Source organism: Pseudoalteromonas sp. TB64, from assembly GCF_000498095.1.
In the GTDB taxonomy this organism is placed as follows: domain Bacteria; phylum Pseudomonadota; class Gammaproteobacteria; order Enterobacterales; family Alteromonadaceae; genus Pseudoalteromonas.
Genome location: NZ_AUTQ01000047.1, coordinates 1 through 13,848 on the forward strand (window position 1 = coordinate 1; position 13,848 = coordinate 13,848).

Below are 13,848 nucleotides of genomic sequence, written 5' to 3' on the forward strand. Positions count from 1 at the left end.
CTCTGCTGGCGGATCAGCCAAGCAGGGACGTAACCGTAAAAACCAAGCAATACTTCCGCTTAAAGGTAAAATATTAAACGTAGAAAAAGCACGTTTTGATAAAATGTTATCTTCGCAAGAGGTAGCAACGCTAATTACTGCATTAGGTTGCGGTATAGGTCGTGACGAATATAATCCTGAAAAACTACGCTATCATCGTATCATCATCATGACCGATGCGGACGTGGATGGTTCTCATATTCGTACATTACTACTAACGTTCTTTTATCGCCAAATGCCTGAAATTGTTGAGCGTGGATATATTTATATTGCTCAACCACCACTTTATAAAGTGAAAAAGGGTAAACAAGAGCGCTATATTAAAGATGACCCAGCGCTTGTTGAATACCTAACATCGCTTGCACTTAATAATGCAGCATTGTACACAAGTACTGATGCGTCAGCTGTTGAAGGTGAAGCGTTAGAGAAAATAGTACACGATTACCAAAACACAGTTAAAGTAATCGAGCGTTTAAAACGTAAATACCCTAATACGGTAATGGAGCGTTTAATTTACCAAAGCGAGCTGAAAAAAGAAGACCTTTCAGATGAAGCTAAAGTAATTGCTTGGACTAAAGAATTAGTAGATGACTTAGTTGCTCGTGATGAAGATGCGACTATTTTTAAAGCTGAAACACAGCATGATACAGAGCGTAACTTATACTACCCAGTTGTGAATATCCGTCAGCACGGTGTAGATAAATCGCATGTACTTAGTTATGACTTTATTGCATCACGTGATTACCAACGTATTGCTGCAACTGGTGTTAACATTGCAAATATCATTACTGAAGGCGCTTATATTCAACGTGGAGAGAAAACACTTCCTGTTGATAACTTTGTGGATGCTTTAGAATGGTTGATCGCTGAGTCTAAACGTGGTCTATATATTCAACGTTATAAAGGACTGGGTGAAATGAACCCAAGCCAGCTTTGGGAAACGACAATGGATCCGGATGCACGCCGTATGTTACAAGTAACGATTGAAGATGCTGTAGGCGCGGATCAATTATTTGCGACCTTAATGGGGGATCAAGTAGAGCCTCGTCGTGAGTTTATTGAAACTAACGCATTACGTGTAGTTAACCTAGACGTTTAAAAATTAATACTTAGATCAGAAAAGGAGCCTAATGGCTCCTTTTTTATTTTCTTCAATTACACAAACTGCTTAAAACCTGAGTGTGCACAAGGTATACTAAGGGTAATTTTCACGCTACTTCTCAGATAGTAAAAAGCCAAATATGCAAAAATATGACGTAAAAACCTTTCAAGGTTTGATCCTGGCTTTACAGGATTATTGGGCACAGCAAGGCTGTGTCATTATTCAACCACTTGATATGGAAGTGGGCGCAGGGACATTTCACCCGCAAACATTTTTAAAGTCTATTGGTCCAGAGCCAATGGCGAGTGCATACGTGCAACCGTGTCGTCGTCCTACCGATGGTCGCTACGGTGAAAATCCAAATCGCTTACAACACTATTACCAATTTCAGGTAGTTTTAAAGCCATCGCCAGATAACATCCAAGAGCTTTATTTAGGCTCTTTAGCGGCTATGGGTATCGATACACTAACTCACGAAGTTCGCTTTGTAGAAGACAACTGGGAATCACCTACGTTAGGTGCGTGGGGCTTAGGTTGGGAAATTTGGTTAAACGGCATGGAAATAACGCAGTTTACCTACTTTCAACAAGTTGGCGGTATAGAGTGTTCACCAGTAACGGGTGAGATTACTTACGGTCTAGAACGTTTAGCAATGTACATTCAGGGCGTAGATAGTATTTACGACTTAGTATGGGCAGACGGTCCACTAGGGCGCGTAACATACGGCGACGTGTTCCATCAAAATGAAGTAGAGCAATCTACTTATAACTTTGAACACGCAAACGTAGATGATTTATTTGCTCAGTTTGATAAATGTGAAGCAGAGAGCCAAAAGTTAATTGAAGCAAACTTACCACTACCGGCTTACGAGCAAGTAATGAAAGCATCGCATGCATTTAACTTGCTAGACGCGCGCCACGCAATATCGGTAACCGAACGTCAACGTTATATTTTACGCGTTCGTGCGTTATCAAAAGCGTGTGCACAAAGTTACTATGACAAACGCGAAGCGCTTGGTTTCCCGCTGTGTAAGGATAAGTAAGTATGTCAGCACAAAATTTATTAGTAGAAATTGGCACAGAAGAGTTGCCTCCAAAAGCACTGCGTAAATTAGCAGAAGCCTTTGCTGCAAACCTAACTGCAGAGCTAGAAACACTAGAGTTAGCGCATCAAGGCGTAAGCTGGTATGCATCGCCTCGTCGTTTAGGTTTACAAGTAAAAGCGCTTGAAGCTAAGCAACAAGACAAAGAAGTTGAAAAACGCGGTCCAGCAACTAAAGCAGCATTTGACGGTGACGGTAACCCAACAAAAGCAGCAATGGGTTGGGCACGTGGTTGTGGAATTGAAGTAAAAGATGCACAAACACTCGAAACTGACAAAGGCGCATGGTTATTGCACATTGCTAAAGTAGCAGGGCAAGAAACCAAAGCGTTAATGACAGGTGCAATTACTAAAGCGCTAGCCAAATTGCCAATACCTAAACCAATGCGTTGGGGCGCGAATAAAACACAATTTATTCGACCAGTGCATACGGTAACTATTTTGTTTGGTGACGAATTACTTGAAGGCGAAATTCTTGGTAAGCAAATAACTAACCAGCTTCAAGGTCATCGTTTTCATCACCCAGAAAAAATTAGCATTAACCATGCAGATGACGTTTTTGACGTACTTAAATCTGCTTACGTTATTGCTGATTACGAACAACGTAAAGCACAAATTCGTACGCAAATAGAAGACGCTGCAAAAGCAGTTAACGCTGTTGTTGCTATGGATGAAGATTTACTAGAAGAAGTAACATCACTTGTAGAGTGGCCAGTTACTTTAACGGCAACATTTGAAGAAGCATTTTTAGATGTACCAGCCGAAGCGTTAATTTACACCATGAAAGACGATCAAAAATACTTTCCGTTATTAGATCAAAACGGCAAACTTTTAAATAAGTTTTTGTTTGTATCTAACATCGAGAGTAAAGATCCCAGTGTGGTTATTTCTGGTAACGAAAAAGTAGTGCGCCCGCGTTTAGCCGATGCACAATTTTTCTTTGAGACCGATAAAAAGAAAACATTAGAAAGCCGACTAGAGTCACTTGATAGCGTATTGTTCCAAAAGCAACTTGGTACGCTTAAAGATAAGTCTGAGCGTATTAGTGAACTTGCGGGTTACATTGCTGAGCAATTAGGTGCTGATAAAGTGTTAGCGCAGCGTGCAGGCTTATTAAGTAAAACAGACTTAATGACTGAAATGGTAATGGAATTTACCGATGTGCAAGGTGTAATGGGAATGCATTACGCTCGCCACGATGGTGAAGCCGAAGATGTAGCCGTAGCGCAAAACGAGCAGTACATGCCACGCTTTTCAGGCGATAACTTACCTACAAACTTAATTAGCTGCGCAGTAGCGATTGCTGATAAGTTTGACACGTTGGTGGGTATTTTTGGTATAGGTCAAGCACCTAAAGGTGACAAAGACCCATTTGCTCTTCGTCGTGCTGCCATTGGTGCACTTCGTATCATGGTAGAAAAAGAGCTACCACTTGATATTTTAGACTTAGTAGCTAAATCACAAACATTGTTTGGCGACAAGCTAACTAACTTAAATGTATCAACTGACGTATTTGAATTTATGCTAGGGCGCTTTCGTGCTTGGTATCAAGATGAAGGTATTGAAGTAGACGTAATTCAAGCTGTGCTTGCACGTCGTCCGACTAAACCTGTTGATTTTGATCGCCGTGTTAAAGCCGTAAGCCACTTCCGCACATTAGACGCAGCAGAAGCGCTTGCAGCAGCTAATAAGCGTGTAGGCAATATTCTGGCTAAAAACGACATCACCAGCCAAGGTAATGTTGATGAGAGCTTATTAAGCGACGACGCTGAAAAAGTATTGGCATCACAAGTAGCAAAATTTGCGACTGACCTTGCACCACTTTACGCAGATGGAAACTACCAAGAAGCATTAAGTCAATTGGCGGGTATTCGTGAAAGTGTTGATAACTTTTTTGACAACGTAATGGTTATGGCCGACGATGAAGCAGTTAAGCAAAATCGTCTTGCGCTTTTAAGCCAGCTAAGCGGATTGTTTTTAGGTATTGCAGATATTTCTGTTTTACAAAAATAACACCGATTAGTAATTTTAAAAGCCAGCGTTTTGCTGGCTTTTTAGTTTTCACTGTATGCAAAGGACACCATTTGATGATCTCCATGAAACGAATTTTAACTTTAGCAATTGCCGGTTTACTTACAGCATGTACTAGCCAAATTTCGATTAACGATGTATTACCACAACAAGAACTCGATCGCACAATTTACCTACGTGGCGATTTTACACTGTGGGATGCAGAGCCTCAGTATCAGTTCACATCAGTTGGTCCTGCGCTTTATCAAGCCGAAGTTAAATTTTCTAGCCCTGGTAAAGTATATGAATTTAAAATAGCGGATGCCGATTTTAGCGAAGGCTATAACTGTGGTTACAGTGATGACTATCCAGAAAGTCAAAGTTTAACGCTTGGTCAGCCAGCTGTTGCAGACTGTAATACTATTTATAACTACTTTAGTTATACGCCAGCAATAAAAGGCACGTACATAGTAAGCATTGATTACAGCGACTACGACAGACCACAAGTGACGATAACGAAGAAGTGATAGCGGTAGTTTTAAAGCTGCACGAGTGAATTAATGGATTTTTGACAAGGACGTTGTAGTGTTTATTCAGCATTAACACCAAGGGGATTTCGTAGGTTGGGTAGAGTGAAGCGAAACCCAACATGTGTGGCGAATAAAACTATTTTGGTGGTTATTAAATACGTTGGGTTTCGTAAAACTCAACCCAACCTACGCCAGAAACAAGTTTTATAAGTATGCAACAATATCGTGGATAAGTTTGACTTAAACTTGCCTTGATTATAATTAACAAAACTAATCTATACTCTTATTTATCTGTTTATTTTATAGGTAAAAATATGCGTTATAAACGTATGTTAGAGGCGGGCGCATGTTATTTTTTTACGGTAAATTTAGAAGATAGATCTCAGCATTTGCTCGTGGAAAATATAGATTTATTACGTCGTGTATATTCAAAGGTGGCAAAAAAGCATCCAATAAAGACGATTGCAATCGTTATCATGCCCGATCACCTTCATGTTATTTGGCAATTACCAAAAGGCGATAATAATTACGCAATGCGTTGGCGGCTTATAAAATCAGGTTTTTCTCGAGAGTTTCCAACAACAGAATTTTGTAATAAAAGTCGAATAGCGAAGGGAGAGCGCGGGATTTGGCAGCGTCGTTATTGGGAGCATAAAATTAGAGATGAAGAAGACTTAAATAACCATATTAATTATATCCACTACAACCCTGTAAAACATAAATATGTTTCTAAAGTCAGTAATTGGCCTTTTTCGAGTTTTCATCGATATGTCAAAGATTCAAAATTACCGAGTAACTGGGGGAGTGATAATAAGTTAAACGATATATACGATGAGTGAAATTATTTCGATTATTATAAGATACGTTGGGTTTCGTAAAACTCAACCCAACCTACATCAGTTTATAAACCTTTCTTTACCACATACCTATACGGTGCTTCTTCTGCATCTTTAGCCACCAGCGTGTGATCCATAAACGTACAAAAGCTCGGAATGTCGCGAGTTGTTGATGGGTCATCTGCAGTTATTAATAACGTTTCACCATCACTCATTTTACGAATAGCAGCACGTACCATCATTACTGGCTCTGGGCAGCGAAGACCTATGGCATCTAATTGGTGATCGGGATTATCAAAGCTCATAATAAATTGACCTGTTTAATTAAAGTGATTGCTGCGTACGCGAGTGCTTAGGGTATAGCAATTAATAAGTTTGGTAGTTTAGCGCAATTTTGAGCGTAATTTAACTATTTTACTTACCTCAATATGTTCATTTTATTTGAAACTTTATTACTGCAAAATACGTTATTTAATAATACGCCCGATCACATAATTCCGTAGTACTACATACTGGTTTTATAACGGATAATTTTTGCTAAATTGAAGCTAATAAAAAAGGCGAACTGAATAAAATCAGTTCGCCTTTTTAATCACCAAGATGGTTTTACATGTTTAAACTAATTAGTCTTGAACACGTTCAAATACAGTTGCAATGCCTTGGCCTAAACCAATACACATAGTTGCTAAACCGTATCGTACATTTTTGTCTTCCATCAAGTGAATAAGCGATGTGCTAATACGCGAACCCGAACAACCCAGTGGGTGACCAAGTGCGATTGCGCCGCCATTTAAATTCACTTTTTCGTCAACAACATCCATTAAACCTAAATCTTTCATTACAGGTAATGATTGAGCTGCAAAGGCTTCGTTAAGTTCTACTACACCTAAGTCATCAATTGTAATACCGGCTTGTGCAAGTGCTTTTTTACTTGCTGGTACTGGGCCGTAACCCATAATTGATGGATCGCAACCAGCGACAGCCATTGCTTTAATACGTGCACGAATTGGTAAGCCAAGTTCTTTTGCTTTTTCTTCGCTCATTACTAACATTGCAGATGCGCCGTCAGAAAGTGCAGAAGAAGTACCGGCTGTTACCGTACCCGATGCAGGATTAAATACAGGGCGAAGCTTTGATAAGCCTTCTACTGTTGTTTCTGGGCGTATTACTTCGTCGTCTTCAACTAAGATAAGCGAACCATCTGCTGCGTGACCTTCCATTGCTAAAATTTCACGACGGAAGCGGCCTTCAACAGTTGCAGCTTGTGCACGTTGATGTGAGCGATAAGCAAATTCATCTTGTTGCTCACGACTAATGCCATGAAGCGTAGCAAGGTATTCTGCTGTTAAACCCATTGAGCCCGATGCTTGTGCAATAGTTGTTGCTAGACCTGGATGAAAGTCGTTACCGTGAGTCATAGGTACGTGACCCATGTGCTCAACACCACCAATTAGGTAAGTGTCGCCAGCGCCTGTCATTATTGCGCGTGCTGCGTCATGCAATGCTTGCATAGACGAGCCACATAAACGGTTAACCGTTACAGCTGGTACGCTGTGTGGAATACCGGCAAGTAATGCTGCGTTACGTGCTACGTTAAAACCTTGTTCTAATGTTTGCTGTACACAACCCCAATAAATATCGTCAATTGATGCTGGATCAACTGCTGGGTTGCGATCAAGTAAGCCTTTCATTAAATGTGCGCTTAAGTCTTCAGCACGTTTATGTTTGAATACACCACTTTTAGAGCGACCCATTGGTGTGCGGATACAATCTACAATTACTGGATTATTCATGATATTAACCTTCCACCTTATAGAAAACACGACCTTCTTCGGCCCACTTGCGAGTTTGCTCAGATACTTGGTAAATCGCACCTAGGTGAGCGTATTTGTCTGCTGCTGCAACAAAGTTAGCTAAACCAGTTTGATCTAAGTAACGGAACGCGCCGCCTCTAAATGGAGGGAAACCAACACCGTAAACTAATGCCATATCTGCTTCTTGCGCAGAGGCAACAATGCCTTCTTGCAAACACAGTAGCACTTCGTTGATCATTGGAATCATACAACGGTCGATGATTTCTTGTTTATCAAATTCTTTTGGTGCGTCTGTAATTGGGCTTAGTAGCTCAACTGCTGTCTCGTCATGAGACTTTTTAAGACGACCGCGACGATCTGTTTCGTATTTGTAAAAACCGGCTTTGTTCTTTTGACCAAAACGTTTTTCGTTGGCAAAAATAGTCACAGGGTCTTTATCAGCACGCGCCATACGTTCAGGGAAACCGTCGGCCATTACGCCAGTACAATGGAACGCTGTATCAATACCTACAACATCAAGTAGGTAAGCCGGACCCATAGGCCAGCCAAATACGTTTTCCATTACTTTATCTACTTTTGCAAAGTTAGCGCCTTCAACCACTAATTTGCTAAAACCTGCAAAGTAAGGGAATAAAACACGGTTTACAAAGAAGCCTGGGCAATCGTTAACAACAATTGGCGATTTACCTAATTTAAGCGCGTAATCAACTACTGCATTAATTGTTTTATCTGACGTTTTAGCACCACGGATAATTTCTACTAATGGCATTTTTGGCACTGGATTGAAAAAGTGCATACCACAGAAGTTTTCTGGTTTATCGAGTGCTTCTGCTAATAAATCAATACAAATAGTTGATGTGTTTGAAGTAAGTACAGTGCCTTCTGGCATGCTCTTTTCAAGATCAGCGAGTACTGCTTGCTTAACTTTAGGGTTTTCTACAACGGCTTCAACAATAATGTTGGCACTTTGTAGGTCTGACGCGTTAAGTGTTGGTTTAATTTTGCTAAGAGTGGCAAGCATTTTTTCCATTGGCATGTGGCCACGCTTAACTTTTGCACCTAATAACTTAGAGGCTTCACCCATACCTAAATCAAGCGCATCTTGTTGGATGTCTTTCATTATAATAGGTGTGCCTTTATAAGCTGACTGGTATGCAATACCACCGCCCATAATACCAGCACCTAATACAGCGGCTTGTTTAATTTCTACATCGCTTTGTTTAGCAAATTTACGTGCTTTACCTTTAATGTATTGATCAGCTAGGAATATACCTGTTTGTGCAGCTGCTTCTGGTGTACGTGCTAATTTAGCAAAGTTAGCGTTTTCGATTGCCATTGCTTCATCGCGAGTACAGTTTGCCGCTGCTTTAATAGTACGTACTGCCATAACCGGTGCAGGATAGTGGCCTTTGGTTTTACCCATTACCATACCTTCTGCCATAGCAAAGCTCATGCCTTGCTCAACACGGTTTAATTTAAGTGGCTGTAGTTTTACGTTGCGTTTTGCTTGCCAATCTAGCTTGCCTGCAATTGCTAGCTCAAGTGTTGATACACTTGACTCTAAAAGTTTGTCAGCACTAACTACTGCGTCAAACGCACCTACTTTAAGGGCATCTGCAGCGCGATTTTCTGCGCCTGAGGTAATCCACATCATTGCGTTATCGGCGCCAATGATACGTGGTAAGCGCACTGTGCCACCAAACCCTGGCATTATGCCAAGCTTAACTTCTGGTAAGCCCATTTTAGCTGTTTCGCTTGCTACGCGATAATCGGTAGCAAGTGCCCACTCACAACCACCGCCAAGTGCCATACCGTTTATGGCGCTTAGAGTTGGGAATGGTAAGTCTTCGATTGCATCAAAAACATCAGTTGCGTTTTTGATCCACACTACTAATTCTTCTTCAGGTTTAGTAAATGTAGGTAAAAATTCGAAGATATCTGCACCAATAATAAAGTGGTCTTTATCGCTGGTAAAAATCATGCCTTTGATATCAGTATTGGCGGCTAATTCTTTTAATGCTGCTGCGCAATCTGAAAGAGTTTTTTGAGATAATGTGTTTACAGAACCTGCAACACAAAACTTAAACTCGGCGATGTTTTCCTTTATGAAACTAACTTCAAAGGAATCGCTTTTATATAACATTATTATTCTCCCTAGTTGACGAACTAAGACTGGTACGATGAGTTTGCATTTCAATCAGTGTGCTTGCTTTAAATTAAAAATGCAACGAAAAAATTAACTCGGTTACAATCGGCTGTTTAAAATATAGCTGGTTTGGTGCTAAGGTGGTTGAAAAGTTTTTACTCATCGCTTTAATTTTTTATTAAAGGACATTATGAAAAAATATTTATTAAACGTTGTGGCAGCTGCATTTATATTTCCTCTTTATTCTGCCGAGGCGGCTATCGACAACGATGCATTTTTAGATGCTGAAAAAAAAGTGCGATACGGTGACTATCAAGACTTTAAAGAAGCAGTGAGCGGGCTTGAGCATCCATTAAAACCTTATGTTGAAAAAACATACTGGCAACGTAATCCCGATATTAAGTATCAGGCAGAGATAGAAGATTATTTAACGGTTTATCAGCATACACCACTCGAGTGGCCTGTGCGTAAAGCTTGGCTACAGTATTTAGAAAAAACAAATAAAAAAGCAGCCTATATTCGCAATTACCGCGAAACGTCTAATGCTGAGCTAACATGTACTTATTTAGACTTTCAATTAGATTTAGGCGCGCCTGAAAAAGCAATATTTAATCAGGTAACGGATTTGTGGGCTGTAGGTAAATCGCAACCAGAAGAGTGCGATGCTATTTTTTCATTGTGGCGTAAAAAAGGTTACATGAAAGAAGATACTGTGTGGAAACGCATAACCTTAGCCGCTGAAGGCGGTACACAAAGTTTATTACCATATTTAAAAACATTATTGCCAAAGAATGAAGGTTACTTAGCTGATTTATATTTAAAGGTTCGTAAAGACCCAAGCGCATCGGCTGGTTTGTATCGATATAAAAATAAGTCTGCTAAAGAAGGTCAAATAGCTATTTATGGTGTTAAACGCTTAGTGTGGCGCGATAAAGAGCTTGCATTAAAAGCGTGGGAAAAGTTAGAAAAAATATTTAAATATAGCGATGAAGATAAAGCAGACGTTTATTACACATTTGCATTATCGCTTGCCTCTAGCGGACATAAACAAGCAGGCTTTTGGTTAAACAAAGTACCTAAAGAGCGGTTAGACAGCAAGCTCATACAGTGGCAGTTAGGCAATATGCTTAAAACCCAAGATTGGGAAGGTATTGCTGCGTTTTTTACGGGCAAAGATAATCTTAGTCTTGGTCAGCAATATTGGTTAGCTTATAGCTATGCAAAACGTGGTGAGCAACAAAAAGCAGATGAAATTTGGAAAGTAGTCGCTGCTAATCGTGATTATTACGGCTTTTTAGCTGCCGCACGCTTAGGGCTTCCGGTTGATTTAAATAATAAGCCTTTAATAGTTGATCAAGCGCTCGTAGATAAAGTAAGTAATGCCCCAGGCTTTAAGCGTGCAAAAGCACTTTATGAGATGGAGCGCTTTACTTCAGCGCGTCGAGAATGGAATTATTTAACTAATACATCGAGTGCTGATGAAAAATTAGCTGCATCAACAATCTCTACAGATTTAGGTTGGCACGACAGCACTATTTTTACGTTAGCAAAAATTAAAGCATGGGATTACGTAGAACTTCGTTTTCCGTTTGCGTTTAAAGACTTATTTGAGCGTTACAGCAAGCGCAGTAAAATAGATGTTGCATGGAGCATCGCAATTGCTCGAAGAGAAAGCTCATTTGCACCAGATGTACGTTCGCATGCTAATGCCCGTGGTTTAATGCAGTTATTACCAAGTACAGCGGAGTATGTAAATAAAGGAAGTGTAACTAGTAGCCGTTTGTATGAGCCCAAAACCAACATAAGATTAGGTACTAGTTATTTACAGTATTTAAAAAAGAAAAACCACGGTAACGAAGTGCTGGCTACTGCATCATATAATGCAGGCTATCATAGGGTAAAACGTTGGTTACCAGATGAGGCTATACCAGCTGAATTGTGGGTAGAGCTTATTCCTTATCGTGAAACTCGCGATTACGTAAAAAATGTTTTTGCGTATAGACAGGTCTATCACACTAGAATGGGTAGAGAAGGAAATATACTAGCACCGCTACTGGAAATGAAAATGGGCGGTTAGTAAACATCAGTTTAAAGTAGGGGGATATCTAATGCGTTTAGATATCCCCTTTTTTGAGCGCTTAGCATATAAGTGGTAGACTCAGAGCAAGTTAAATTTAACAGATGGATTAACAATGGATAAATTAGCCGTTTTATACGCCGAACATATTGCAACACTGCAACAGCGTACTCGTACAATTTGTAGTAGCGAAGGGTTAGAAGGATTAGTTATTCACTCAGGCCAAGCTAAGCGCCAGTTTTTAGATGATATGTATTATCCATTTAAAGTTAATCCACAGTTTAAAGCGTGGTTACCGGTTATTGATAATCCCCATTGCTGGATTGTGGTAAATGGTAGCGACAAACCAAAACTAATATTTTATCGACCAGTTGATTTTTGGCATAAAGTGCCAGATGAGCCTCGTGATTTTTGGGCTGAGTACTTTGATATAGAGCTATTACTTCAGCCTGATCAAGTTGAAAAATTATTACCATACGACAAAGCTAAATACGCTTATATGGGTGAGTACATTGAAGTAGCGCAAGCACTTGGCTTTAGTATTATGAACCCTGAGCCTGTACTTAACTATTTTCATTACCACCGCGCTTATAAAACGCAGTACGAACTTGAATGTTTACGCAACGCTAACCGTATTGCAGTAGATGGGCATAAAGCCGCACGTGACACATTTTTTAATGGTGGTAGCGAGTTCGATATTCAGCAAGCGTACTTAATGGCAACACGTCAAAGTGAAAATGAAATGCCGTATGGCAATATAGTTGCACTTAACGAAAACTGCGCTATTTTGCATTACACGCACTTTGATCCAAAAGCGCCACACACTCATAACTCATTTTTAATTGATGCCGGTGCAAACTTTAATGGTTATGCTGCTGATATTACACGTACCTACGATTTTAAAAAGCAGGGTGAGTTTGCTGAACTTGTACAAGCGATGACGGTTCAACAAATCGAACTAGGTAAAGGTTTAAAGCCGGGTATGCTTTATGGTGATTTACACGTTGAATGCCATAACCGTATCGCACAAATACTGAGTGACTTCAAAATTGTTAACTTACCCGCTGAGGAAATTGTTGAGCGTAAAATTACCTCTACTTTCTTCCCACATGGGCTAGGGCATCATCTTGGTTTACAAGTACACGATATGGGCGGTTTTATGAGTGACGAAAAGGGCACACATCAACCATCGCCTGAAGGTCATCCATTTTTGCGTTGTACTCGCTTGATTGAAAAAAACCAAGTATTTACTATTGAGCCAGGTTTATATTTTATTGATTCACTACTTAACGATTTAGCGCAAACCGATAATAAGCAATTTATTAATTGGGAAAAGGTTGAGTCATTTAAACCATTTGGCGGTATTCGTATTGAAGACAACATTATTGTTCACGAAGATAGCTTAGAGAATATGACGCGTAATTTAGCGCTCGATTAATTTCTATAAAGACGTGTTAGCGAATAAACGTTAAAATATGCATATGAACGGGGCCTTTAGGCCCCATTTTTAATTGAGCTTTTAATATGTCTGAATATAAATATCCTGCTGCTGATGTTTTTCATCAAGAAGAAATTAAAAAAAGTACGTTTATAGTTCACATTGCACATACCCCCGATTTAAATTCAGCTAAAGCATTTATTAAAAACATTGAAGAAAAGTATGGCGATGCCCGCCATAATTGCTGGGCACATGTAGCTGGTAATCCAGGTGGTAGTCATGTTTATGGTTTTTCGGATGATGGTGAGCCAAATGGCACCGCAGGAAAACCCATGTTAAATGTGCTGGTGGGTTCGGGGCTTGGTGAAATAACAGCTGTAGTTACACGTTACTTTGGCGGTATAAAACTAGGCACAGGTGGATTAGTGCGTGCCTACGGTGGCTCGTTAAATAATGCATTAGTAAATATGCAAACAGTGCTTAAAGTACCCAGTGTTGAAATTACAGGAAGTAGCGAGTACAGCATGCAAGGTGCTATTGAGCAGCTACTAAAAACCAACTATCAAGTACTTAATATTGAGAAGCAATTTACTGCTAATATTAAATGGGAGATCACTATTGATAGTCGCCAAGCACAGCAGGCAATAAAAGATATTTTTGATTTAAGTCACGGCGCAGTTGAGTTAACTATTAAAGAGTAATAACCTACACAAATTGCATGTTATGCATACTCACTCTATTTGATCTGGTTGATA

General features: G+C 39.9%; 11 protein-coding genes. 8 read left to right on the forward strand and 3 right to left on the reverse strand.

Annotated elements, in window-relative coordinates; all coding sequences use genetic code 11:
- From L647_RS0101390 to L647_RS0101410, 5 genes are all read left to right on the forward strand, one after another.
- Positions 1-1,138: toprim domain-containing protein (locus L647_RS0101390; RefSeq protein ID WP_024609609.1), on the forward strand; the 1,138-nt coding region annotated here is incomplete at its 5' end.
- 142 nt (positions 1,139-1,280) lie between these two features.
- Positions 1,281-2,183 carry a glycine--tRNA ligase subunit alpha gene (gene glyQ, locus L647_RS0101395; protein ID WP_024609610.1) on the forward strand — a complete coding sequence of 301 codons (903 nt, stop codon included), beginning with the start codon at positions 1,281-1,283 and terminating at the stop codon, positions 2,181-2,183.
- A gap of 2 nt (positions 2,184-2,185) precedes the next feature.
- Positions 2,186-4,255 carry a glycine--tRNA ligase subunit beta gene (gene glyS, locus L647_RS0101400; protein WP_024609611.1) on the forward strand — a complete coding sequence of 690 codons (2,070 nt, stop codon included), beginning with the start codon at positions 2,186-2,188 and terminating at the stop codon, positions 4,253-4,255.
- A 74-nt stretch (positions 4,256-4,329) separates the two neighbouring features.
- Complete coding sequence (locus tag L647_RS0101405; RefSeq protein WP_024609612.1) at positions 4,330-4,779, forward strand: hypothetical protein; 450 nt, start codon at positions 4,330-4,332, stop codon at positions 4,777-4,779.
- Between the two features lie 317 nt (positions 4,780-5,096).
- The gene (locus tag L647_RS0101410) at positions 5,097-5,621 is read left to right on the forward strand and encodes a transposase (protein ID WP_024609613.1); all 525 of its coding nucleotides are present in this window, start codon (positions 5,097-5,099) and stop codon (positions 5,619-5,621) included.
- 62 nt (positions 5,622-5,683) lie between these two features.
- Here the strand turns inward: L647_RS0101410 and tusA are convergent, their stop codons facing one another.
- From tusA to fadB, 3 genes are all read right to left on the reverse strand, one after another.
- Positions 5,684-5,923, reverse strand: coding sequence for a sulfurtransferase TusA (tusA, locus tag L647_RS0101415; RefSeq protein WP_007377644.1), 240 nt, complete (start codon positions 5,921-5,923; stop codon positions 5,684-5,686).
- A 318-nt stretch (positions 5,924-6,241) separates the two neighbouring features.
- Entirely contained in the window at positions 6,242-7,411 is a 1,170-nt protein-coding gene (gene fadA, locus L647_RS0101420; protein WP_007584192.1) for an acetyl-CoA C-acyltransferase FadA, read from the reverse strand.
- 4 nt (positions 7,412-7,415) lie between these two features.
- Positions 7,416-9,575, reverse strand: a complete 2,160-nt coding sequence (fadB, locus tag L647_RS0101425; RefSeq protein ID WP_024609614.1) for a fatty acid oxidation complex subunit alpha FadB — start codon at positions 9,573-9,575, stop codon at positions 7,416-7,418.
- Positions 9,576-9,768: 193 nt separating this feature from the next.
- Here fadB and L647_RS0101430 point away from each other — a divergent pair, with 193 nt between their 5' ends.
- From L647_RS0101430 to L647_RS0101440, 3 genes are all read left to right on the forward strand, one after another.
- Positions 9,769-11,655, forward strand: a complete 1,887-nt coding sequence (locus L647_RS0101430) for a transglycosylase SLT domain-containing protein (RefSeq protein WP_024609615.1) — start codon at positions 9,769-9,771, stop codon at positions 11,653-11,655.
- 115 nt (positions 11,656-11,770) lie between these two features.
- Positions 11,771-13,093 carry a Xaa-Pro dipeptidase gene (pepQ, locus tag L647_RS0101435; RefSeq protein ID WP_024609616.1) on the forward strand — a complete coding sequence of 441 codons (1,323 nt, stop codon included), beginning with the start codon at positions 11,771-11,773 and terminating at the stop codon, positions 13,091-13,093.
- Between the two features lie 86 nt (positions 13,094-13,179).
- Entirely contained in the window at positions 13,180-13,794 is a 615-nt protein-coding gene (locus L647_RS0101440) for a YigZ family protein (protein ID WP_024609617.1), read from the forward strand.
- Positions 13,795-13,848: the final 54 nt, after the last annotated feature.